The sequence below is a fragment of the Streptacidiphilus sp. MAP12-33 genome (assembly GCF_041261265.1).
Classification (GTDB): domain Bacteria; phylum Actinomycetota; class Actinomycetes; order Streptomycetales; family Streptomycetaceae; genus Streptacidiphilus.
Window position 1 is genome coordinate 232,283 of the sequence record NZ_JBGCCA010000002.1, and the last position, 23,150, is coordinate 255,432.

Annotated in this window: 21 protein-coding genes; 7 read left to right on the plus strand and 14 right to left on the minus strand. The window is 73.0% G+C overall.

All coding sequences use genetic code 11. The annotated features are described in order from the left end of the window. Window positions 1-13: 13 nt before the first annotated feature. The 3 genes from ABH931_RS03860 to ABH931_RS03870 are packed head-to-tail and all read right to left on the minus strand — an operon-like array spanning window position 14 to window position 4,642. Window positions 14-2,500, minus strand: coding sequence for a beta-glucosidase (locus tag ABH931_RS03860; protein WP_370109852.1), 2,487 nt, complete (start codon window positions 2,498-2,500; stop codon window positions 14-16). 56 nt (window positions 2,501-2,556) lie between these two features. Beyond that, the gene (locus ABH931_RS03865; protein WP_370109854.1) at window positions 2,557-3,255 is read right to left on the minus strand and encodes an alpha/beta fold hydrolase; all 699 of its coding nucleotides are present in this window, start codon (window positions 3,253-3,255) and stop codon (window positions 2,557-2,559) included. A 40-nt stretch (window positions 3,256-3,295) separates the two neighbouring features. After that, window positions 3,296-4,642 (minus strand): MFS transporter, encoded by a 1,347-nt coding sequence (locus ABH931_RS03870; protein ID WP_370109857.1) that lies wholly within the window; start codon window positions 4,640-4,642, stop codon window positions 3,296-3,298. A gap of 150 nt (window positions 4,643-4,792) precedes the next feature. On the opposite strand from ABH931_RS03870, the gene ABH931_RS03875 reads away from it, so the two are divergent. Next, window positions 4,793-5,806 (plus strand): LacI family DNA-binding transcriptional regulator, encoded by a 1,014-nt coding sequence (locus ABH931_RS03875; protein WP_370109859.1) that lies wholly within the window; start codon window positions 4,793-4,795, stop codon window positions 5,804-5,806. Window positions 5,807-6,066: 260 nt separating this feature from the next. On the opposite strand, the gene era is transcribed toward ABH931_RS03875, so the two are convergent. From era to ABH931_RS03890, 3 genes are all read right to left on the minus strand, one after another. Further along, window positions 6,067-6,993, minus strand: a complete 927-nt coding sequence (gene era / locus ABH931_RS03880) for a GTPase Era (protein WP_370109861.1) — start codon at window positions 6,991-6,993, stop codon at window positions 6,067-6,069. A 278-nt stretch (window positions 6,994-7,271) separates the two neighbouring features. Then, window positions 7,272-7,433 carry a hypothetical protein gene (locus ABH931_RS03885; protein ID WP_370109863.1) on the minus strand — a complete coding sequence of 54 codons (162 nt, stop codon included), beginning with the start codon at window positions 7,431-7,433 and terminating at the stop codon, window positions 7,272-7,274. A gap of 74 nt (window positions 7,434-7,507) precedes the next feature. After that, entirely contained in the window at window positions 7,508-7,858 is a 351-nt protein-coding gene (locus ABH931_RS03890; RefSeq protein WP_370109865.1) for a cytidine deaminase, read from the minus strand. A gap of 147 nt (window positions 7,859-8,005) precedes the next feature. On the opposite strand from ABH931_RS03890, the gene ABH931_RS03895 reads away from it, so the two are divergent. Further along, complete coding sequence (locus ABH931_RS03895; RefSeq protein WP_370109867.1) at window positions 8,006-8,869, plus strand: LLM class flavin-dependent oxidoreductase; 864 nt, start codon at window positions 8,006-8,008, stop codon at window positions 8,867-8,869. Window positions 8,870-9,007: 138 nt separating this feature from the next. Then, window positions 9,008-10,573 carry an APC family permease gene (locus ABH931_RS03900; protein ID WP_370109869.1) on the plus strand — a complete coding sequence of 522 codons (1,566 nt, stop codon included), beginning with the start codon at window positions 9,008-9,010 and terminating at the stop codon, window positions 10,571-10,573. 164 nt (window positions 10,574-10,737) lie between these two features. Here ABH931_RS03900 and ABH931_RS03905 read toward each other — a convergent pair whose 3' ends face one another. Together ABH931_RS03905 and ABH931_RS03910 are read right to left on the minus strand one after the other, a co-directional pair. Beyond that, window positions 10,738-11,958: a M20 family metallopeptidase gene (locus tag ABH931_RS03905; RefSeq protein ID WP_370109871.1), complete on the minus strand. Its 1,221-nt coding sequence runs from the start codon at window positions 11,956-11,958 to the stop codon at window positions 10,738-10,740. A 34-nt stretch (window positions 11,959-11,992) separates the two neighbouring features. Further along, complete coding sequence (locus tag ABH931_RS03910) at window positions 11,993-13,378, minus strand: MFS transporter (protein ID WP_370109872.1); 1,386 nt, start codon at window positions 13,376-13,378, stop codon at window positions 11,993-11,995. Window positions 13,379-13,576: 198 nt separating this feature from the next. Here ABH931_RS03910 and ABH931_RS03915 point away from each other — a divergent pair, with 198 nt between their 5' ends. After that, window positions 13,577-14,602 carry an AsnC family transcriptional regulator gene (locus ABH931_RS03915; protein ID WP_370109873.1) on the plus strand — a complete coding sequence of 342 codons (1,026 nt, stop codon included), beginning with the start codon at window positions 13,577-13,579 and terminating at the stop codon, window positions 14,600-14,602. 145 nt (window positions 14,603-14,747) lie between these two features. Here ABH931_RS03915 and ABH931_RS03920 read toward each other — a convergent pair whose 3' ends face one another. Together ABH931_RS03920 and ABH931_RS03925 are read right to left on the minus strand one after the other, a co-directional pair. Further along, complete coding sequence (locus ABH931_RS03920; protein ID WP_370109875.1) at window positions 14,748-15,947, minus strand: M20 family metallopeptidase; 1,200 nt, start codon at window positions 15,945-15,947, stop codon at window positions 14,748-14,750. 123 nt (window positions 15,948-16,070) lie between these two features. Then, window positions 16,071-16,889: a helix-turn-helix transcriptional regulator gene (locus ABH931_RS03925; protein WP_370110057.1), complete on the minus strand. Its 819-nt coding sequence runs from the start codon at window positions 16,887-16,889 to the stop codon at window positions 16,071-16,073. Between the two features lie 137 nt (window positions 16,890-17,026). Between ABH931_RS03925 and ABH931_RS03930 the strand changes: the two genes are divergently transcribed. Next, window positions 17,027-17,797 (plus strand): glucose 1-dehydrogenase, encoded by a 771-nt coding sequence (locus tag ABH931_RS03930; RefSeq protein WP_370109877.1) that lies wholly within the window; start codon window positions 17,027-17,029, stop codon window positions 17,795-17,797. A 6-nt stretch (window positions 17,798-17,803) separates the two neighbouring features. Here ABH931_RS03930 and ABH931_RS03935 read toward each other — a convergent pair whose 3' ends face one another. Beyond that, window positions 17,804-18,340 (minus strand): hypothetical protein, encoded by a 537-nt coding sequence (locus tag ABH931_RS03935; RefSeq protein ID WP_370109879.1) that lies wholly within the window; start codon window positions 18,338-18,340, stop codon window positions 17,804-17,806. 101 nt (window positions 18,341-18,441) lie between these two features. Between ABH931_RS03935 and ABH931_RS03940 the strand changes: the two genes are divergently transcribed. Beyond that, window positions 18,442-19,872, plus strand: a complete 1,431-nt coding sequence (locus ABH931_RS03940; protein WP_370109881.1) for an MFS transporter — start codon at window positions 18,442-18,444, stop codon at window positions 19,870-19,872. Window positions 19,873-19,912: 40 nt separating this feature from the next. Here ABH931_RS03940 and ABH931_RS03945 read toward each other — a convergent pair whose 3' ends face one another. Continuing rightward, a complete protein-coding gene (locus tag ABH931_RS03945) occupies window positions 19,913-20,764 on the minus strand; it encodes a helix-turn-helix domain-containing protein (RefSeq protein WP_370109883.1) in 852 nt (283 codons plus the stop codon). Window positions 20,765-20,813: 49 nt separating this feature from the next. Here ABH931_RS03945 and ABH931_RS03950 point away from each other — a divergent pair, with 49 nt between their 5' ends. Next, complete coding sequence (locus ABH931_RS03950) at window positions 20,814-21,251, plus strand: DUF2000 family protein (protein WP_370109884.1); 438 nt, start codon at window positions 20,814-20,816, stop codon at window positions 21,249-21,251. A gap of 10 nt (window positions 21,252-21,261) precedes the next feature. Here the strand turns inward: ABH931_RS03950 and ABH931_RS03955 are convergent, their stop codons facing one another. Both ABH931_RS03955 and ybeY read right to left on the minus strand, forming a co-directional pair. Next, a complete protein-coding gene (locus tag ABH931_RS03955; protein WP_370109886.1) occupies window positions 21,262-22,617 on the minus strand; it encodes a hemolysin family protein in 1,356 nt (451 codons plus the stop codon). A gap of 25 nt (window positions 22,618-22,642) precedes the next feature. Next, window positions 22,643-23,131 (minus strand): rRNA maturation RNase YbeY, encoded by a 489-nt coding sequence (gene ybeY, locus ABH931_RS03960; protein WP_370109888.1) that lies wholly within the window; start codon window positions 23,129-23,131, stop codon window positions 22,643-22,645. Window positions 23,132-23,150: the final 19 nt, after the last annotated feature.

Sequence of the window (23,150 nt, forward strand, 5' to 3'; positions counted from 1 at the left end):
ACGGTGTGGTGCGTCAGCCGTGGAGAGGCACCTCCGCGGTGACGTCGAGGGGCAGGTCGGCCACGGTGCGGCCGGCCTGGATGCGGTAGCTGCCCGCACGGTCGGTCCAGCCGGAGTCGCCCCAGGTCTGGAACGCCCGCCGCGGCAGCGGGATGCGGGCCTCCGCCCGCTCCCCCGGCTCCGCCGTGACCGATGCGAAGCCGCCGAGCGCGGCGCCCGGACGGGTCGCGTCCGAGCCGTCCGGCGACAAGTAGAGCTGGACGACCTCGCGTCCGGCCCGAGCACCGGTGTTGCGCAGCCGGACCACCGCCTCGGCGACCGTCGCGTACGGGTCGTCGCCCGCGGGCGCCGGCAGGACCCGCACGTCGAGCCCCTCGTAGGACCACTGCGTGTACCCGAGCCCGTGGCCGAACCAGTACGCCGGGGCGGCCCCGCCCCGCCGCTGCCAGGCGCGGTAGCCGACGAAGAGGCCCTCGCCGTACGCCAGCGCGCCGTCCACCGGCTCGACGTCCCAGACGGGGACGTCCGCCTCGGTCGCGGGCCAGGTGGTGGGCAGGCGGCCGCCCGGCTCGCGGGCGCCGGTGAGGACGTCGGCCAGCGCCGCGCCCGCCTCCTGGCCGGGGAACCAGCCCAGCAGCACCGCCGCGACGTCGTCGCGCCACGGCATCAGCACCGGCGCGCCGGCGTTGACGACGACCACGGTGCGCGGGTTGACCGCCGCGACGCGGGCGACGAGCTCGTCCTGGCGGCCCGGCAGGGCCAGCGAGCCGCGGTCGACGCCCTCGCTCTCGACCTCCTCCGTCGTGGCGACCACGACCACGGCCACGTCGGCCGCGGCCGCCACGGCCACCGCCTCCTCCAGCAGTTCGTCGTCGGTGCCGACGGGCTCGCCGTGGCCGAGGAGGAAGGAGACCAGGCCGAACCCGGCGAAGCCGGTGTGCTCCGGCAGGACGTGCCGCAGCTTCAGCTCGACCGGTGCCGTGCCGTCGAGCTCCAGCTCGAAGACCTGCTCCGGCGGGTTGAGGAACGCGGCCGCCGGGTCCTCGCCCGCGGGCAGCACCACGTCGTCGAAGAGCACCGCGTCGCCCGCCGTCAGCACGAAGCGGCCGACGCCCCGGATGCCGACCCGGTGCGTCCCGGCGCGTTCCGGGCGGAGCGTGCCGGTGACCTCGACGGCGGCCAGACCGGCGAAGGAGAGACCGGCGGGGAGCCGGCCGATCCAGCGCGCGGCGCCGTCGGGCAGGGTGACGGCGCCCAGCTCGGCGCCGTCACGGCCGAGGAAGCGGGCCTTCGTGGCAACGGCCAGCGGACGCAGGTGCTCGTTCGGGTCGGCGCCGACGGCGTAGGCGAGCGCGGTGCCCTGCGGCAGTGCGGTCCGCAGGCCGTCCAACGGGCTCACCACGCGGGTCGGGAAGACCTGCGCCGACCCGCCGCCGCCGATCCGCGCCTCCTGCGCGGCCTGACCGATCAGCGCGACCGAGCCCACGGAGCCGTCCGCCAGGGCGAGCGGCAGCACGCCGTCGTTGCTCAGCAGCACCATGCCGGCCGCGGCGACCTCGCGGGCCAGCGCCTCGCCGTCGATCGGCGCGGGCAGCTCGGTGGCCGGGACCGCCGCCGGGGCGCCGTCCAGGATGCCGACGCGGGCGGCCAGCCGCAGCACGCGGCGGGCCAGCTCGTCGACGGTCTCCTCCGGGACGAGGCCCTCGCGCACGGCACGGACCAGGTGCTCGCCGTAGACGGTGACCGGGCCCGGCATCGCGACGTCGAGACCGGCCAGTGCGTCGCGGACGGTGTCCCGGGCGCCGGTCCAGTCCGAGACCAGCATCCCGTCGAAGCCCCACTCGCCGCGCAGGACCTCGTTGTTGAGGCGCTGGTGCTCGGTCATGAAGGTGCCGTTGACCTTGTTGTAGGCCGACATCAGACCCCACGGGGAGGCCTTGCGCACGATCGCCTCGAACGGCGCGAGGTAGAGCTCGCGCAGCGTCCGCTCGTCGAGGTGGACGTCGACGGTGAAGCGGTCGGTCTCGGAGTCGTTGGCCACGAAGTGCTTCGGGGTGGTGCCCACGCCGCCGGACTGCACGCCGGAGACGAAGGCCGCGCCCAGCTCCCCGGTGAGCAGCGGGTCCTCCGAGTACGCCTCGAAGTGCCGGCCGCCGCGCGGGCTGCGGTGCAGGTTGACCGTCGGCGCCAGCACCACGTGCGCGCCCTTGCGGCGTGCCTCCTGCGCCAGCAACTGGCCGGTCCGGTAGGTCAGTTCCAGGCTCCAGGTGGCGGCGAGCGCGGTCGGGGAGGGCACCGAGACGGAGGGGTCGTCCGGTGTCCAGTTCTCCCCGCGCACGCCGGCCGGGCCGTCGGACATCACCAGCCGGCCCAGGCCGATGTCCTCGTTGGCCGGGAGCGACCACATGTCGGCGCCCGCGAGCAGGGCCACCTTGGCGGTCAGGTCCAACTTGCCGAGCGCCGCCTCGACGGCGGTCTCACGCTGCTGCTCGAGTGTCATTGCTTCCTGCATCCTTTCTCACTCCCCCGCTGTTGCCGCCTGCTTCAAACTGTCCGTCAGATCCAGCCGTCGAGCGAGGACATGAACCCCTCGAAGTCGTCGCGGTGGATGGTGTGCCCGGCGCCCTTGACCACGCGGACCTCGAAGCCCCGTTCGCGCAGCGTCTCCTGGTCCTGTGGGGAGAGCAGGAAGCTCGGGTCCGCGACCTGGACCAGCGAGGGGACCACCGGAGCGGCGGGCATCAGATCCCGGCCGCCCAGCCCGCCCGTCATGCCGAGGGTGGCCGGGTCCCACAGGGCGAGCGTGCGCAGCTCGATCTCCACGTCCTCCGGCGCCCAGCGCGGGTTCATCGCGGCGACGGACTCCTGCGTGGCGCCCTGGGCGAACCGCAGGAACATCGACGGGTCGAAGTCGTCGCCCGGCGCCGGGATCTTCCAGCCCGGGTCGGAGAAGACCGCACGCACCGGCTTCAGCCGGTCCACGGCGAGGGAGAGGGTCAGCCCGCCCAGCGAGTGCCCGACGGCCAGCTCGGCGCCGGTCGGCAGGGTGTCGACCAGGTCCTGGGCGAACAGCTCAGGGGTGTACTCGCCGCGCCCGGACGCGCCGTGGCCGCGCAGGTCGACGGCGATGACGCGGTAGCCGCGCTCGGCCAGCGCCGGGGCGACCAGGCGCCAGGTGCGGTGGTCGGACAGCATGCCGTGGACGAGCAGGGCGACGCGGTCGCCGGAGCCGTACTCGCGGGTGTTGAGCTTCATGTGGTGCGACTGCCTTTCGGAGGTCCGTGCCGGACGGGTCTCAGCGGACGGAGCGGATGGGTCGGATGGCCAGGGCGCCGAGGACGGCGAGGACGCCGCCGGAGGCGAAGAGGAGGTTGTAGCCGCCGAGGCCGACGAGCAGCGAGGCGATGAACGGCGCGACGATCTGCGGGCCGGCGTTGGCGACGTTCAGCACGCCCATGTCGCGGGCGGCGTCCTCGGCCTTCGGCAGGACGAGGGTGACCAGCGCGTTGTCGACGGCGAAGAAGCAGCCGAAGGCCAGGCCGTTGACGACGGAGAAGACGAGCATCCCGGCGAAGGTCGGGCTGCTGATCGGGATCAGCACCGCCAGGCCGGAGGCGGTGGCCGAGATACCGACGAAGAGCTTGCGCCGGTCCACCTTGTCCGAGAGCGGCCCGCAGATCGCGATGGAGACCACCATGGCGATGCTGGAGACGGGCGTCAGGATCGCCGCCGCCGCGGTCGCGCTCATGCCGCTCGGAAGACTGATGTGGTCCTGGAGGACGTAGAGCTGGTAGCCGCTGACGCCGAAGTAGCCCAGCACCAGCAGCGCGCGGCCGATGAACGCCCAGCGGAAGTCGTGGGCCCGCAGGCTGTCGGCGAAGGCACGGACCTGCTCGCCGAAGGTGGCGGGCGCCTTGGGCGGGCGGCGCGTCTCCTTGGTGAGGGAGGTGAACACCACGGCCACGGCGGCGACGACCAGACCGAGGACGAGGTAGCCGGTGGCGAAGTGGGCGGAGAACGCGTTGGTGACCAGCACGCCCAGGATGGAGCCGATCGGCACGCCCAGCCCGACGGCGGCGGAGGCGGTGCCCCGGCGGGCGACCGGCACCCGGTCGGGGATCACCGAGGTGATCGCGGCCTGGTAGACGTTCATCACGGCCTGCCCGAGGCACCAGGCGATGGCGACCAGCAGGACCGAGTTCACCGCGCCGAGCAGCAGCATCGCGGGGATCGCGAGCAGGCCGCCGCCGAGGATCCACGGGTTGCGGCGGCCCGACCGGTCCGAGAGCGCGCCCGCGACGGGATTGAAGAGGGTGGCGAAGACCGCGCTCACGCCCGCGACCAGGCCGAGCATGGCGACCTTGTCGTGGGGGGCGATCTTCTCGATCTGCAGCGGCAGCAGGATGCCGCCGACGCCGACATAGAGCGCGTACATGGCCGAGTTGCCCGCGAAGAGCAGCGGCAGCAGGCCTCTGGCGGGTCTCGGGCCGGCGGCGCCGGCGGCAGCGGACTGCTCGGCCGGGTCCGCGGTGGGGGTCGACTCGGAAAGGGCCACGTTGCCCTCCAACTTTCTCAACTGGAGCTCGGGTGGGGAGTCGCCGTCACGGGTGAGGGGGTCCGCGACGGCGGTGGGGTCTGGCAACCCCGCGCCGCTCCTGCGCTGTCGTGCTCGTGGTGCTGGGGTGATGCTTGCTTACACGTGTCACCTGACTCGTGTAAGCACATGTCTAGCATTGGTTTCTCCCTTCCACCAGCCCCCGGGGGAGGAAAGCGTGGAAAGATGTGGACCGCCATGAGCGAACCGTCATTTGCCGCGCCCACAAGCGCCGACGTCGCCCGCGTCGCGGGCGTCTCCCGAGCCACCGTCTCCTACGTGCTCAACGACACGGCCGGAGGCCGGGTCAGCGAGAAGACACGCCTGCGCGTACGTGCCGCGGCGGACGAGCTGGGCTACATCCCCCATGCCGCCGCGCGCTCCCTGCGGGCCGGCCACAGCGGCCTGGTACTGCTGGCCGCACCCGAGATCACCTTCGGGCCGCTGTTCAACGAGTTCTTCAACGAGCTGCGGATCGGGCTGCGCAGCCACGGCTACACCGCCGTCCTCTACGGCAGCCGCCCCGACCTCTCCGGCCGCGACATCGCCCGCGCCTGGGCGGAGCTGCGCCCAACGGCCGTCCTCAGCGGCATCGCCGACGAGCTGACGCCCGAGGGCGTCGACATCCTGCGGCGCTCGGGCACCCGGGCGGTGCTGACGCTCGGCTCCGGTCCGGTCGACGGCGCGCACGCCCTGGTCCTGGACCAGGGCGAGGTCGGCGCGGCCGCGGGCGCGCATCTCGTCGAGCGCGGCCACCGGGCGATCGGCGTGGCCCTGCCCACCGATCCGACGCTCCGCGTCTTCAGCGGCCCCCGCCTGGAGGGCGTCCGCGCGGCGGCGGTGTCGGTCCCCGACACCCGCGTGGAGGCAGTGGACCTCGACTACACCGAGGAGTCGGCGGCCGCGCTGGCCGCGCGCTGGCGCTCACTCGGGCTGACGGCGCTGTTCTGCTACAACGACGAGTACGCGGCGCTGGTCCTGGCCGCGTTCCAGGACGCGGGCATCCCCGTGCCCGCGGAGGCGGCGCTGGTCGGCGCGGACGACCTGATGCTGGCCCGCGTCATGCGGCCGCGCCTCACGACGGTCCACGTCGCGTTCCCCGAGGGGCTGGCGCTCGCCGATCTGATCGACCGCCTCATCCGCGAGCCGGAGACGCCGCCGGAGCGGCACCGCGTCGGCCACGCGACGATCACTGTCCGCGACAGCAGTTAGTCGCACGATCCAGGGGCGCGGGGCTCCGCCCGATGACGATGAACTGCGTGCGCGAGCAACCCACCCAAGGCGGACAGCCCTGCCCACACGGGATCTCAAGGCCGTGGAAGGGGGTCCCCCCGACCGAAGGCCGGGGGATGGTCGCACCCCCGCAGGGGGCACCTCCGGGGCGCCTCCCGGCCGAAGGCTGGAGGCTGGGGGCTGGGGGCGGAGCCGCACATCGGTAGAGCCCCGCGCCCTTGACGTGCTGCAACCGACCCCTAGAAGCCGAGCTTGCGCAGCTGCTTCGGGTCGCGCTGCCAGTCCTTGGCGACCTTGACGTGCAGGTCGAGGAAGACCGGCGTGCCGAGCAGCGCTTCGATCTGCTGGCGGGCGGCGGTGCCCACCGCCTTGAGGCGGGCGCCGCGCGAACCGATGACGATGGCCTTCTGGCTCTGCCGCTCGATGTAGACGTTCGCGTGGATGTCCAGCAGCGGGCGGTCGGCCGGGCGCCCCTCGCGGGGGATCATCTCCTCGACCACGACCGCCAGGGAGTGCGGCAGCTCGTCGCGGACGCCCTCCAGCGCGGCCTCGCGGATCAGCTCCGCAATCATGATCTGCTCGGGCTCGTCGGTGAGGTCGCCCTCGGGGTAGAGAGTCGGACCCTCCGGCAGCAGCGGGATCAGCAGGTCGACCAGCAGGTCGACCTGGTGGCCGTCCTTGGCCGAGACGGGGATGATCTCCGCCCACTCGATGCCGAGCTCCGCGCCCATCTTGGCGACGTCGATCAGCTGCTCGGCCAGGCGCTTGGAGTCGACCAGGTCCGTCTTGGTGACGATGGCGACCTTGGGGCGCCGCTTGATCGCGGCGATCTCCTTGGCGATGAACTTGTCGCCGGGGCCGATCTTCTGGTCGGCGGGGAGGCAGAAGCCGATGACGTCGACCTCGGCCCAGGTGGCCCGGACGACGTCGTTGAGGCGCTCGCCGAGGAGCGTGCGCGGCTTGTGGAGCCCGGGGGTGTCCACCAGGATCAGCTGGGCCTCGGGGCGGTGCACGATGCCGCGCACCGTGTGCCGCGTGGTCTGCGGGCGGTCGGAGGTGATCGCAACCTTGGTGCCGACGAGCGCGTTGGTGAGCGTGGACTTGCCGGCGTTGGGGCGCCCGACGAAGCAGGCGAAACCCGATCGGTGCTGCTGGGTAGAACTCATGCCGCCATTCTCCCTTACCCGGGGAGTGGACGTGTCAGATCCGGCGCTGGGGGTCGGCGAGGTCGATGTCGATCGCGAAGGGCAGCTCAAGGGTGAGCCGGCCCCGCTAGATGCCTTGCGGCGCGTAGGTGCCGGTCGCCTCCTCGCGTTCGAAGACGTGGACCGCGAGCTCGCCCTTCTCGTTCCCGCGCCCGCGTACTTGCGCGGCTTCAGGTCCCGGTCACGCAGCGTACCCAGAGGCATTGCCTGATCACTCACCCGAACGAGCGAGCGCAGGCTCACTTCCCGCGTTTGAAGAGCGACCCCAGCCCCCCGACCACGGTGAACAGCGCGACGATGATCGAGGCCGTGAGCCACCACGGGTTCTGGTCCTGCTGCCAGTGGCCCATGCCCATGAGCACGAACAGCACGCCGCAGATGAACGCGATGCCCCGCATCATTGTCCGCTCCCCCCACCACCGCTCGACGGCCGACGCCCCGACCCTAGCCGGGCCGGGAGCGTTGGCAAGAGGCCTCAGACGACGGTGTCGCGGACGACCGCGTCCGTGCCGGCCAGGTAGACGGGGGTGCCGGGGCCGCCGAGGTCGCGGGCGGCGGCGAGGTCGGCTTCGGCGAGGTGGTTGGCGTCGCTGACGACGGCCGCCGCCTCCAGGCTCTTCGCGCCACTGGCCACGGCCATGGCGACCGCCGTCTGCAACGCGCTGAGGTGCAGGGACGGGAGGGAGACGGTGGCGGCGACGTAGGTCCGGCCGGTCTCGTCGCGCACCGCGGCGCCCTCGGCGGCGCCGTTGCGGGCGCGGGCCGACCGGGCGAGGGTGATGATCTTCTTGTCTTCGGCGTCAAGCTCGACGGACTGCTCGCTCATGGCACGAGGATAAGGTCTGCGGCCCGGTCATGATCAGACGTGTTCACGCTGTGGCCGGCGGCGCATCCCGCGTCGGGCCGCCCGCGGCGCCACGGCGGGTCAGTGTTCGGTTCACGGGGGACCGGTGGGGCGCTAGCTTGTCCGCCCATGACGGATCTTCGTATCGGCGTGATGTTCGACCGCTCCTGGGACCCTGCCGGGCTGCCCGCGTTCGCGCGGGAGGTGGAGGCGCTCGGTGTGGACGACCTGTGGGTCGTCGAGGACCTCGGGTGGAACGGTGGGATCTCCGCGGCGGCGGTCGCGCTGGGCGCGACACAGCGGCTGAGGGTGGGCCTCGGCATCGCACCCGCGCCGCTGCGCAGTCCGGCGCTGCTGGCGATGGAGATCGCCACGCTCGCGCGGGTCTTCCCCGGACGCCTGGTGGCCGGAGTCGGTCACGGCGTGCGGGAGTGGATGCGGCAGGTCGGTGTCGCGCCGCGGTCGCCGCTGGCGCTGCTGGAGGAGACCCTGACGGCGGTCCGTGGCCTGCTGCGCGGCGAGAAGGTCACCGTCGAGGGACGTGAACTGCACATCGACGGTGTGGAGTTGGTCCACCCGCCCGAGCCGGGTGCGGTGCCGGCGGTGATCGCGGGCGTGGTGTCGCCCAAGTCCCTGGAGCTCGCGGGTCGTGCCGCCCAGGGCACGCTCGTGGCCGAGGGCCACGGCCCGGCGGACCTGCGCGCGGCGCGGGAGGCCGCGGAGCGGGGCGGCGCGGGAGGCGATCACACGCTGACAGTCTTCACCTTCCTGGGGGTGGGCGAGGCGGCCGCACCGGCCCTGCGCGAGGCCGTCGCCGGTCACGCGCAGTGGCTCGGCAGGGACGTCACGCAGACGTTCGCCGCGGGCGGCACCGCGCGGGACGCCGCGGCGGCGCTCCGCGCGCTGGGTGCCGCGGGCGCGCGGACCGTGGTCGTCCGGGTCTGCGGCCCCGAGCCGCTGGCACAGCTGCGTGCGGTGCTCGCGGAGCTCTGAGGCCGGTGGGCGGGATCAGCAAGGACGGTCGGCAGAAGTTGCTTGAACGAGAGCGTTGACAGCCCTCTCTTGGCGCTTCTATAACCAATCCCCTCGCGTGTTGTCGGTCCCGCCCACAAAGAAGGCAGAGGATCCACCATGAGCACACCCCAGACCCAGACCAGACCCGACGGCAAGGGCCTGCGGGACGGCGCCCTCGGGCTCTTCTCCTCCGTCGCGATCGGCCTCGCGTCGGCGGCCCCCGCCTACAGCCTCGCGGCGACGCTCGGCCTGATCGTGGCCGGTGTCGGGCTCCAGGCGCCGATCATCACCATCCTGGCGTTCATACCGATGCTGCTGATCGCCTACGCCTACAAGGAGATGAACGCGGTCGACCCGGACTGCGGTACCACCTTCACCTGGGCCGCCCGCGCCTTCGGACCGCGGACGGGGTGGATGGGCGGCTGGGGCATCATCGTCGCCGACATCATCGTGATGGCCAACCTGGCCCAGATCGCCGGTGGTTACACCTTCCAGCTGTTCGGCTTCGACGGCCTGGCCAACAGCACGCTGTGGACCACCGTCGCGGGCGTCGTCTGGATCCTGCTGATGACGCTGATCTGCTACATCGGCATCGAGGTCTCCGCCGCGCTGCAGCGGGTGCTGCTCTGCGTCGAGGTGGCCATGCTGGCGCTCTTCTCGGTCACCGCGCTGGTGCGCGCCTACAGCGGCACCAAGGGCTCGATCCACCTCTCCCTCTCCTGGTTCGACCCCTTCGACGTGACCTCCGCGTCCGCGTTCACCGCCGGGATCCTGTCCGCGATCTTCATCTACTGGGGCTGGGACACCGCCGTCTCCGTCAACGAGGAGACCGCCGACAAGACCCGCACCCCCGGCCGCGCCGCCGTCATCTCCACCGGCCTGCTGCTGGTGATCTACGCCCTGGTCTCCACCTCCGCCCAGGCCTTCGCCGGCGTCGGCAGCAGCGGCACCGGCCTGGCCAACGCGGACAACTCCGGTGACGTGCTCTCAGTCCTGGGCACCGCCGTCTTCGGCACCAAGGGCCTCGGCTGGCTGCTGGCCAAGCTCTTCGTGCTGACCGTGCTCACCTCGGCGGCCGCGTCCACCCAGACGACGATCCTGCCGACGGCCCGCACCGCCTTCTCCATGGCCGTCCACAAGGCCATTCCCTCGCACTTCGCCCGCGTGCACCGGCGCTTCCTCACCCCCACCTGGTCGACCTGGGCGATGGGCCTGGTCTCCATCGGCTTCTACGTCCTGCTCACCAAGATCAGCAGCAACGTCCTGCTGGACTCGATCTCCTCGGTCGGCCTCGGCATCGCCTTCTACTACGGCCTGACCGGCTTCGCCTGCTTCTGGTACTTCCGCAAGGTGCTCCGGCGCAGCGCCCGCGACCTGTGGTTCAAGGGCATCCTGCCGCTGCTCGGCGGCCTGATGCTGCTCTACTTCTTCTGCTACGCCGCCTTCGACGTCTACGCCGACCCGAACTACGGCCACACCTCGATGACCCTGCCGGTCGTCGGCAAGGTCGGCGGCGTCTCGGTGATCGGTCTGTCCGCGTTGGCGGTCGGCTTGGTGCTCATGGTGATCCAGTGGGCGGTGCAGGGCTCCTGGTTCCGCTCCCCCGACGTCCCGGTGGGCGCCCACGCCCCCGAAGCCGGCCCGCAGTCCGGCCCGGAGCCGGAGGCCGCTCCCGCCGGCTGACGCCGGCCGGAGACCGCCTCCTCCCAGCGGTCGCCCCTCCGCCCGTCCGGCGGTGACCGACCGGACTGATGCCATGTCAGAGTGGCTGCGCCTGAGGCGAGTCAGTGATGCGACGGTAGGGGTCCGCCCGGGGCCCGGCCTGCGGGCCGGGCCCCGGGCGCGGACTACTCGGCCCGGGCCAGCCGGCCGAGGGCCAGTGCGGCCAGCAGCGCCGCGCCGTCGGCGAGGACGGCGTCGTCGAAGAAGGCCTCCGGGCTGTGGTTGTACGGCGCCGTCGACGGGTCGCGGTCCGGCGCGCACGCGCCGAGGAAGAAGTAGGCCGAGGGGACGGCCTCGCAGACGTAGGAGAAGTCCTCCGCACCGGCGAGCGGCTGCGGCATCGGCCGGAACCGGTCGGCGCCCAGCAGCGCGCGGGCCGTCGCGGCTGCGAACTCCGCCTCCGTCTCGTCGTTGCGGGTCACCGGGTACAGGCGCTCGTAGCGGGCGTCCGCGTCCAGGCCGTGGGCCGCCGCGACGCCCCGCACGACGCGCAGCGTCTCCTCCTCGGCCCGGGTGCGCGCCTCCTCGGAGAAGGTCCGGATGGTGGCCTCGAAGGAGGCGTCGTCCGGGATGACGTTGTTGATCGTGCCGCCGTGGATGTGGCCGACGGTGACGACCACCGGGTCGAACGCGTCGAACCGGCGGGTCACCATGGTCTGGAGCGCCGTCACCGCCTCGCACAGCGCGGGGATCGGGTCGAGCGCGGCGTGCGGCGCCGAGCCGTGGCCGCCGCGACCGCGGAAGGTGACGTGGAGCGTGTCCGCCGCGGCCATCGCCGCGCCGGGGCGGCCGGAGACGACGCCGCCGGGCAGCAGGCCGCTGGTGACGTGGATGCCGTAGGCGGCGACGACGTCCTCACCGGCGGCCTCCAGCAGGCCCTCGTCGATCATGATCTTGGCGCCGCCGCAGCCCTCCTCGCCGGGCTGGAACATGAAGACGACCGACCCGGCCAGTTCCTCGCGCCGCTCGGCCAGCAGCCGCGCCGCACCCACCAACCCCGCCACGTGCAGATCGTGCCCGCACGCGTGCATCACCCCGGGCACCCTCGACGCGAACGGCAGCCCACTCGTCTCCTGCACCGGCAACGCGTCCATGTCGCCGCGCAGCAGCACCGCAGGACCCGGACGCCCACCGCGCAGCACCGCCGTCACACTGCTCAGCTTCTCGCCCACCGAGACCTCAAGACCCAGCCCTTCCAGGGCCGCCAGCACCTTCGCCTGCGTCGACGGCAGATCCAGGCCGATCTCCGGCTCCTCGTGGATCGCCCGCCGCAACGCGGCCAACTCCGGCTGGATCAGGGCGGCGGACTCGCGGAGCGAGGACAGGTCGGAGGATGCAGCAACCATGAAACAGGCCTCCCGTAAGGCGCGTAAGCGATGATCACACCGGCTGCTGAGAGGCTAGCCCCCGGGCGGCCTCGGTGTCAGGGGTCGTGCGCAGGGACAGCGCGACCGGAACGCCGAGCGCGCACAGCAGCGCGCACCCGGTCCAGATCGCGACGTAGGCGCTCTCGGCGGGGACGCCGGGGCGCAGCAGCACCGCGTCCAGGACGGCCGCGCCGACCGCTCCCGCCGCCGCCCCGGCCAGGGTCTTGAGGGTGTTGTAGACACCCGTGCCGACGCCCGTCTGGTCGGCCGGCAGACGGCGCATCAGCAGGCCGGGCAGCAGGCTGAGGCCGAGACCGGCGCCGAACCCGGCGAGCGCGCCCGGCGGCACGAACGCCACCGCGCTGCCGTGGTCGGCCGCGATCACCGCGTAGCCCACGCCGCTCATCGCGAAGCCGCAGGCCAGCAGGGCGCGCGCGCCGAAGCGGCGGGCCAGCCGGTCGGCGAGCAGGGCGCCGAGCATCGCGCCGAGCACGGCCGGGAGGCTGAGCAGGCCGAGCAGCTGCGAGTCCGCGCCGAGGCCGTAGCCGACCTCCGCGGGCTTGGCGGCCTGGAAGGAGAGGTTCGGCGACTGGGCCCCGTACAGCGCGAAGCCGAGCAGCAGGCTGAGGCCGAAGACCGGCGCGGTCGAGCGGCGGGCGAGCATCCGCACGTCCACGGTCGGCGTCGGGCAGCGCAGCTCCTGACGCACGAAGAGCGCCAGCATCACCGCCGCGCCCAGCAGCAGGGCGGCGGTCAGCAGCGCGCCGGTGGAGCGGCCGACGCTGCTGAACCCGCCGAAGAGCAGTCCGAGGCCGCAGCTGAGCAGGGCGGTGCCGGCCCAGTCGAGGCGGCCGACCGCGCGGGTGGCGGATTCCGGCACGAACGCCCACACCACCGCGAGCGAGAGCGCCGGCAGCGCGGCGAGGAACCACAGCCCCGGGCGGGCGACGGCACCCGCGATGGTGCCCAGCGTCAGCGATCCCACCAGCAGCCCGACGGCCCGCCCGCCGCGCTCCTCGCCCAGGCGGTCGCGCAGCAGCGCGAACTCGAGCGGGAGCCAGCAGCTGAGCAGCCCGGCGAGGGCCTGCCCGACGAGCAGCAGCGGCAGGGCGGTGGCGCAGGCGGAGAGCACATAGCCGAGGCAGGTCAGCGCGAGCGTGGCCAGCAGCAGGCGACGGTGCCCGAAGAGGTCGCCCAGGCGCGAGGCCACCGGCACGGTCACGCCCGAGACCAGGAAGTTGACCCCCAGCACCAGGGCCTGGGCACCCGCGTCGAAGTGAAGCGCCTTGGCCAGGTCCGGCAGCAGGATCGGGAACGCGCCCTGGATCGTGCCGCTGAAGAACTCCACGAGGACCAGCAGTCCGACCAGCGCGCCGGCGCGGGACAGGGGGCGGGGCATGGGCAGCACATCCGTCCGGGAGTGGGGGGCCGCGCTGATGCCGGCAGAGCCGGACGAGGAGCTGAACGCGGCCGAGCGAGTGGGCGAAAGGATCGCTAACCTGGGCCGCGAGGAGCCGCCGCCGCACGGATCGGCAAGCACGGACCACCCGCGCGCATGAATCGGCCAACACGTGAGGACGAAGGAGGGCGGCCGCCGTTGATCGACGAACTGGACCTCGCCCTCGTCGACGCCCTGCGCGTCGATCCGCGCGCGCCCTGGTCCAAGCTGGCCGAGCCGCTGGGCGTCGACCCGGCGACGCTCTCGCGCCGCTGGGCGCGGCTGACCGCGGACGGGGACGCCTGGGTCACCTGCTACCCCTCGGCCGAGCGGATGGGCGTGGGCCTGACCGCGCTGGTCGCCCTGGACTGCCGGGCGGACGCCGTCGCCTCGGTCGCGGCAACGCTGGCGGCGGACCCGCAGACACCGACGGTCGAGATCGTGACCGGCGAGGCGGATCTGATGATCACCGTCGCGGCGCTGGAGCCGGCCCAGGTCACCGCCTACGTCCTGGACCGCGTCGGCGCCGTTCCCGGCGTGCTGCGCACCCGCACGGCGTTCGTCGAGCGCACCCTGCGCGAGGGCAGCCGGTGGCGCGAGGGCGCGCTGGACCCCTCCCAGCGCGAGGCGATCGGCACAGGCCCGACTCCTGCCGGGGATCCCCACCCCGGCCGCGGCGGCGCGCTGCGCCGCGCCCTGGACGACCGCACCCTGATGCAGGCGCTCGGCGCGGACGGCCGCATGCCCTTCGCGGAGCTGTCGGCCCGCACCGGCCTCCCGGCGACGACGGTCCGCCGCCGGGTCGAGGAGCTGCGCCGCAGCGGCCGTCTCGTCCTGCGCTGCGACGCCTCCCCGCGCCTGAACGGCCACGTGGTCGGCACCTGGCTCTGGGTCGACGTCCCCGCACAGGAGTTGGAGGCGGCGACGCGCTGGCTGGTGGAGCTGCCCCCGGTCCGCATGTGCGGGGTGGTCGCGGGCGCGCGCGCCAACATCGCCCTCAACGTGATGACCCACCAGGCCGCGGACGCCCGCCGGATCGAGGCCCACCTGGGCACCCGCGTCCCCGCCGCACGGGTGACGGCACGCCAGGTGGTCCTGCGCACGGTGAAGCTGGTCGGGCATCTCCTGGACCCCGAGGGCCGCGCCCGCGACTACGTCGCGCTGGACCCCTGGCACGAGCTCTAAGTTGCACTGTCCAGGGGCGCGGCGAACTGCGTGAGGAACCACCCTGTGCGGATGGCCCTGTTGCTGGAGGACCATCCGCACGTGGGTGGTTTGTCGCGCAGTTCCCCGCGCCCCTGGACAGTGCAACCGCGCGCGGGAGCGGAACCTACCCACGTGCCAAACGCCCCAGCGCCAGCCCCGCGAGGAGCGCCGCGCCGTCCGCCAGGACGGAGTCGTCGAAGGCGGCCTCCGGGGCGTGGTTGTACGGGGCGGTGAAGGGGTCGCGGTCGGACGGGGTGGCGCCGAGCATCACGTAGGCCGAGGGGACGAGCTTGTCCAGGACGCCGAAGTCCTCCGAGCCGGCGACGGCGTGGGGCATCTCGACGTAGCGGCCCTCACCCAGGACCTCGGCGACGACGCCCGCCGCGAACGCGGACTCGCGCGGGTCGTTGACGGTGACCGGGTAGCCGCCGACGACCTCGGCCTCGACCGCGAGGCCGTGCGCCTCGCCGATGCCGCGCACGACGCGCAGCGCCTCCTCGGCGACCTTCGCGCGGGCCTCGACCGAGAACGAGCGGATCGTCGCGCCGAAGGACGCGGTCTCCGGGATGACGTTGTCCGCGCTGCCCGCGTGGAACGTGCCGACGGTCAGCACGACCGGGTCGAACGCGTCGAAGCGCCGCGTCACCATGGTCTGGAGGCCCAGCACCGCCTCGCAGGCGGCGGGGATCGGGTCGAGTGCGGTGTGCGGCATGGAGCCGTGGCCGCCGCGGCCGCGGAAGGTGACCGCCAGGGTGTCGGAGGCGGCCATGACCGGGCCCGGCCGGGAGGCGACCCACCCGGCCGGGAGCAGCGCGGCGGCGACGTGGAGGGCGTAGGCCGCGACGACACGGTCACCGGCCGCGTCGAGCACACCCTCGTCGACCATCAGCTGGGCACCGCCGCCGCCCTCCTCACCGGGCTGGAACATGAAGACCACCGACCCGGCCAGCTCCTCACGCCGCTCGGCCAGCAGCCGCGCCGCACCCACCAACCCCGCCACATGCAGATCGTGCCCACACGCGTGCATCGCCCCGGGCACCCTCGACGCGAACGGCAGCCCACTCGTCTCCTGCACCGGCAACGCGTCCATGTCGCCGCGCAGCAGCACCGCAGGACCCGGGCGCCCACCACGCAGCACCGCCGTCACGCTGCTCAGCTTCTCGCCCACCGAGACCTCAAGACCCAACCCCTCCAACGCCGCCAGCACCTTCGCCTGCGTCGACGGCAGATCCAGGCCGATCTCCGGCTCCTCATGGATCGCCCGCCGCAACGCGGCCAACTCCGGCTGGATCAGGGCGGCGGACTCGGCAAGGGTGGGGGTCATCGGCGTCTCCTGGGGCTCGGGAGGGGTGGGACGGAACGCGCCCATGCTCAACCTGCCTGCGCCGTACCCCGTGCCCCTGCACGGATCAGCCGCTGCGCAACCCACCGCGCACGGATCAGCCGCTCAGCCCGCGACGGGCCGCATCGTCGCCCGGCGGCTCTCCGGGGAGGCGAGCCACTCCAGCTTCCGCATCGTGTCGGTGCCCGGGACGGCGTTGTGCAGGACGACGGTCAGGTCGGGCCGCTCGGGGATGCGCAGCTGCGTGCTCTCCAGATGCAGGTCGCCGACCAGCGGGTGGTCCACGATCTTCTGCCGCGTGCCGGGTGGACGGACGTCACCGCGCGCCCACAGCTCGGCGAAGAGCTCGCTGCGGCCGCCCAGCTCGTCGACGATCGCGGCGAAGCCCTCGTCGCCGGGGAACTCCGCGGCGGAGGCGCGGTACTCGGCCGCGACCAGGGCCGCGTCCTCGGACCAACCGACGTGCCGGCTGCGGTAGATGTGGCTGGTGAAGAAGTTGAAGAGGCAGTTGCCGCAGTCGTCGTTGAAGTCGAACACCGCGCCGGCCGCGTCGTTGAAGGCGATGTTGTTCCAGTAGCGGTCGATGACGTTGGCCGGCAGCGGCGTCCAGGCGTCGATGAGTCGCCGGATGGAGTCGCTCACCGCCGCCTGTTCCCGCGGGATCGCGGCGAGCGGCGGATTGAGGCCCGCCAGCACGTAGAGGTGGCGCCGCTCCGGCTCGTCCAGCCTGAGCACGCGGGAGACGGAGTCCAGCACCTGGCCGGAGACGGTGATGTCCCGGCCCTGCTCCAGCCACTGGTACCAGCTGACGCCCACTCCGGCGAGGACGGCCACCTCCTCGCGCCGCAGCCCTGGCGTCCGCCGCCGGGCACCGCCGTCGGGCAGCCCGGCCTCGCCCGGGGTGACGCGGGCGCGCCGGCTCATCAGGAACTCGCGCAGGTCGGCTCGGCGTCGGACATCGGCGGTATTCGTACGAACGTCCACAGTCTCCCCTGCCTGATGGTGTGCTCCCAGACTATCCAAGCGCAGTCGGGCCCCCCGGGAATTCCTGGCCGGACACCATGACCACCGCCGATCTCACCGGCCGGACCGTCATCGTCACCGGCGGCGCCCGAGGTCTCGGCGCCGAGACGGCCCGCCAGGCCGTCGCCGCCGGGGCGAACGTCGTCCTCACCGATGTCCTCGACCAGGACGGCGCCACGACCGCCGCAGAGCTGGGCGAGCGGGCCCGCTACCGCCACCACGACGTCACCTCCGAGCAGGACTGGGCCGAGGTCGTCGCCTTCGCCCAGGAGACCTTCGGCGGCGTGCACGGCCTGGTCAACAACGCGGGCATCTCCACCGGCAGCTTCCTCGCGGACGAGTCCGTCGAGCACTTCCGCCGCGTCCTGGACGTCAACCTCACCGGCGTCTTCATCGGCATGAAGACCGTGATCCCCGCCCTGCGCGCGGTCGGCGGCGGCTCGATCGTCAACATCTCCTCGGCGGCGGGCCTGATGGGCCTGGCCCTCACGGCAGGCTACGGCGCGTCGAAGTGGGGCGTCCGCGGCCTCACCAAGATCGGCGCGGTGGAGCTCGGCGCCGAGCGCATCCGGGTCAACTCGGTGCACCCGGGCATGACCTACACCCCGATGACCGCCTCCGTCGGCATCCGGCAGGGCGAGGGCAACTACCCCAACACCCCGATGGGCCGCGTCGGCGAGCCCCACGAGATCGCCTCCGCGACGGTCTTCCTGCTCTCCGACGCCGCCTCCTACGTCACCGGCGCGGGACTCGCCGTCGACGGCGGCTGGACCACCGGCCCGACGGTCAGGTACGTCATGGGCCAGTAGCCTCCCTCAGCCCTCGAAGAGGGCCGCGATGAACGGCTCGCGGACCGCCGGGTCGCACCACTCCCGCTCCAGCGCCCGCTTGTCCGCGTCCGCGTCGCCGTCCGCGTCGACCACGTGGTCGGTGCCGGGCCCGCAGGCGAGCGGCATGGTCGCGGTCCCGTCCCAGGACGGCCCCGAGGGGAAGGTGACGTCGACGACGACGCGACGGCCCTGGACGTCCACCGTCAGGTAGCGGTGGACGTCCCACAGGCCGTCAGCCGGAACGGCGGCGGCGGCCTCGGCGCCGAAGCTCCGCTCGGCGAGCTCCGGCGTGCAGCGGTAGACGCGGTGGACCAACCGCGGTTCGCTCTCGGGCCAGCGCTCGGCGAACACGGCCGCCAGCAGGGCGTGTTTGGTGGAGCAGGTCCCCCGCCACTCGGCGAGCGCCCCCTCCACGCTGCGGATCGCCGGTCGCCCGTAGGGCATCCGGTGCACAGCCGCGACGACGTCGGCCATCGACGCGTCGGCCGTCAGCCCCGCCCGGTCCTTCAGGATCTCGAACATGAGGCCCTGTCTACCACGCCGTCCGGGCCTGCCTGGTGGTGGTACCAACAGGACAAGCGGTCTCTCTCCACCGCCTGTCGATCCGCAGAACCATGATGGTCATGGCGATCGACACCACGGCGGATCCCCGCTCCACGACCACCACCAGCAGCCTCCACGCCGAGGGAGGCCTGACACTACGGGCCAGGCTGGTCCTCTTCGTGCTCTGTGCCGCCCAGTTCGCGGTGGCCCTCGACTTCTCCATCCTCAACATCGCGCTGCCGTCGCTCGGTCAGTCGCTGCACCTGTCGCAGGCGAACCTGCAGTGGGGCATGACCGCGTTCGCGCTCCCCTCCGGCGGGTTCCTGCTGCTGTTCGGCAGGGTCGCCGACGCGGTGGGCCGCAGGCGGGTGTTCCTCGGCGGGCTGACGCTGTTCACCGCCGCGTCGGTGCTGGCCACGCTGGCCTGGTCCCCCGCGAGCTTCCTCGCCGGGCGGGCGCTGCAAGGGCTCGGCGCGGCGGCGATCGTGCCCGCCGGCATGGCGTTGCTGACCACCACCTTCCGCGAGGGCCCGCAGCGCGACCGGGCGCTCGGCATCATGGGCAGCCTGATGGCCGTCGGCTTCACCTGCGGGATGGTGCTGGGCGGTGTGCTCACCCAACTGCTCACCTGGCGTTCCACCATGGGCCTCAACGTGGTCATGGGCGCCGCCGTGCTGGTCGCCGCGCCGCGGCTGCTGCCGGAGTCCCGCAACACGGTGCGTCCCCGGATGGACGTCCCCGGTGCGATCACCGTCACCGGCGGTCTGCTGTCGCTGATCTACGCCCTCTCCACGGCCGCGCAGCGCGGCTTCGGCGACACCTCGGTGCTGGGGACCCTGGCGGCAGCGGCGGTCCTGCTCACCACGTTCTTCGTCATCGAGGCGCGCACCGCCGAACCGCTCGTCTCGCTGCGGATCCTGCGCCGCCCCACGGTCGCCTTCGGCAACCTCGGCGGCCTGACCACCATCGCCACGATGACGGCGGCGGTCTTCCTGGGCACGCTCTACCTCCAGCAGGTCAACCACCTCTCCCCCGTGCTGACCGGTCTGGTCTTCGGCGCCCTCGGCGTCTCCTGCGCGGTCACCGGCACGCTCGCGCCCCGCTGGGTCGCCCGCGTCGGCTCCGCGAAGGTCCTCGCGGGCGGGCTGCTGCTCCAGGCGGCTTTGACCTTCGGCCTGCTGGCCGTCGGCGCGGGCACCGGCGGGACGTGGGTCTTCCTGGTCGTCATCTCCCTGGCCGGCATCGGCCACATGGCGGCGATGGTCGCCTACAACGTCACCGCGACGTCGGGTCTGCCCGACGACGAGCAGGGCCAGGCGACGGGGCTCACCACCACCACGCAGCAGGTCGGCATCACCGTCGGCATCCCGCTGCTGGCCGCGGTGGCCTCCACCCGGGCGGACGTGCTGAGCGGCGTGAGGCTCGGCCTGGCGGCCGACGCGGTGGCCGTGGCGGTCCTGGCAGTGACGGTGGCCCTGGGCCTGGGCGCTGCCGCCGCGCGACGGCGATAGCCGTCGGGCGCGAGCAACCACCCTGTACGGATGGCCCTGTTCAGTCAGGACCGTCCGCCCGGGGTGGCTTGTCGCGCAGTTCCTCGCGCCCCTGAGGTCGCGGCGACTGAGGCGTTGACCGGAACCTTCCCGGGGAAACGCCCACCACGCGCTTGAAGTGCCGGCCCAGATGCGCCTGGTCGTAGAAGCCCGCCGAGGTCGCCGCCTCGGCGGGCGGAAGGCCGTCCAGGAGGAGGGCGCGGGCGCGTTCCACCCGGCGGGCCGTCAGGTACTGGTGCGGGGCCAAGCCGAAGCGCGCGCTGAACGCGCGGACCAGGTGCGCCGGGTGGGCATGGACCAGCCCGGCCGCCTCGTCCAGGGTGAGCCCCTCCCGGACACGCGCGTCCAGGAGATCCCGCAGCTGCTCGGCGACGCCCCGGCCGGGTTCCGGCAGCGGGAACGACCGCAGGTGCGTCCGCAGCCGCTCGCCGACGAAGGCGAGCCGGCTCTCCGCCTCCAGCTCCTCGCCCGGACGCGCCAGCACCGTGTGGAGCTGGCCCACCCGCAGCCGCAGCAGCGGGTCCGTGACGTCGGGGGTGTCCGCCGCCGCGCCGATCAGCGTGGGGTCCAGGACCGAGGAGTCCAGGTACAGCACCCGCTTGCGGAAGCCCTCCGGGGTCGCCGGGGAGCCGTTGTGGGGGACGTGCGGTGGCAGCAGCGAGACGGTCTCGTGCAGGGTGCCGCACGCGTGGCGGTTCAGGTCGTACCGGACCGCGCCGGAGTCGACGATGAGCAGCGTCCAGACGTCGTGGACGTGCATCGGATAGGCGTGCTCGGTGAAGTGGGCGTGGAAGACCTCGGTGACGCCCGGAACGCGCGGACGCCACGCGGACACCGATTCACGCGCGGCCATGCAAAGAACGTACAAGACCGGACCTGCGGGCGGGCGGCAGTCTCATGCCATGAGCGAGGACCACGACACGACCCCCGTCCGTTTCGACACCAAGATCGCCGTGCTGCTCCGTGAGGACCTGCAGACCTGGCAGCGGCTCAACGTCACCGCGTTCCTGGTCAGCGGGCTGGGCACGGAGGCACCCGAGGTGATCGGCGAGCCGTACCAGGACGCCGACGGCACCGGCTACCTGCCGATGTTCCGGCAGCCCGTGCTGGTCTTCGAGGGTTCGAAGGAGATCCTCACCGCCGCCCACAGCCGCGCTCTGGCCCGCTCGCTGCCCCGGGCGGTGTTCACCTCCGACCTGTTCGCCACCGGCAACGACACGGACAACCGCGCGGCCGTCCGCGCCGCGCGCGGCGCCGATCTCGACATCGTCGGCCTGGCCGTGTACGGGCCGCGCAACGCCGTGGACCGGGTGCTCAAGGGCGCACGGATGCACTCCTGAGCCGCGCGGCTCAGGCCGATTCCGCGCGGGGCGTCTCGTCCTGCTCCTCGTCGTGCCCGGCCCGCGGGACCGGGGAGGCGAGCAGCGTGCCGATGCGGTTGCGGCGGCCCGCCGTGCTCTCGGCGGTGAGCCGGATCGCGGCGATCGGCAGGTCCTCGTCGTCCGGCAGCGGCACCTCCGCGTCGCTGCCGGGGATCGGAACGCGGCCCAGCGCCTTGGCCAGCAGGCCGCCGACGGTGTCGACGTCCTCGTCCTCCAGCTCCAGGCCGAACAGCTCGCCGAGCTCCTCCACCGGCAGGCGGGCGGTGATCCGGTAGGAGCCGTCGGGCAGGGGCTCGACGGCCGGGGTCTCCCGGTCGTACTCGTCGGTGATCTCGCCGACGATCTCCTCCAGGACGTCCTCGATCGTCACCAGCCCGGCCGTGCCGCCGTACTCGTCGATGACCACGGCGACGTGGATGCGGTCGCGCTGCATCTCGCGCAGCAGGTCCGCCGCGGGCTTGCTGTCCGGGACGAAGGTCGCCGGCCGTATCACCGAGCCGACCGGCTCGGACTCGGCCTCGCGGTTGGTGTGGGTGCGCCGGACCAGGTCCTTGAGGTAGGCGATCCCGACGACGTCGTCCTCGTTCTCGCCGACGACCGGTATCCGGGAGAAGCCCGAGCGCAGCGCGAGGGTGAGGGCCTGGCGGACGGTCTTGCTCCGCTCGATCATCACCAGGTCGGTGCGCGGCACCATCACCTCGCGCACGATGGTGTCGCCGAGCTCGAAGACCGAGTGCACCATGCGGCGCTCGTCGTCCTCGATCAGGTCGTCCTTCTCGGCCAGGTCGACCAGCGCGCGCAGTTCCGCCTCGGAGGCGAAGGGGCCCTCGCGGAAGCCCTTGCCCGGGGTGAGCGCGTTGCCCAGCAGGATCAGCAGGCGCGGGATCGGGCCCAGCACGCGGGCCAGCGGCAACAGCAGGTAGGAGGCCGCCGTGGCCGAGTTCAGCGGGTGCTGGCGCCCGATGGTGCGCGGCGAGACACCCACCGCGACGAAGGAGACCAGCACCATCACGCCGATGGCGACCAGGACCGCCTGCCAGGTCTGCGGGAAGCCGCGCACGCAGACGACGGTCACCAGGACCGTCGCCGCCATCTCGCAGGTGACCCGGATCAGGGTGGCCAGGTTGAGGTAGCGGATCGGGTCGCTCGCCAGGGCGAGCAGACGCTCCGCGCCGCGGCGGCCGTTGCGGACGGCCTCCTCGGCGCGGAAGCGGGAGACCCGTGAGATGCCCGCCTCGGCGCAGGCCGCCAGCCACGCACAGATGACGAGCAGCACCGCCCCGATGAGGAAGGAGGTGCTGAAGCCGGTACTGCTGCCGCTCATTTCGTCAGGATTCTCTGCGCGGGTCTCAGCGCGTTGTGGGGGCCGGGGAGGGACCGGTCTCGCCGCGCTCGGCGCGCCAGTCGTCCAGGATGCGCTTCTGCAGCCCGAACATCTCCCGCTCCTCCTCCGGGTCCTCGTGGTCGTAGCCGAGGACGTGCAGCACGCCGTGGACGGTGAGCAGCTGCAGCTCCGCGTCCATGGAGTGCCCGTTGGCCGCGCCCTGCTTGGTGGCGACCTCCGGGCACAGCACGATGTCGCCGAGGAGGCCCTGGGGCGGCTCCTCGTCCTCCTTGCCGGGCCGCAGCTCGTCCATCGGGAACGACATCACGTCCGTCGGGCCGGGCTCGTCCATCCACTGCACATGCAGCGCCGCCATGGCCTCCTCGTCCACGACGATGACGGAGAGCTCGGACAGCGGGTGGATGCGCATCCGGTCCAACGCGAAGCGCGCGACGTCGAGAAGCGCCTCCTCGTCGACGTCCGTCCCGGATTCGTTGTTGATGTCGATCGCCATGGCGAGTGCGGTTCTCGGC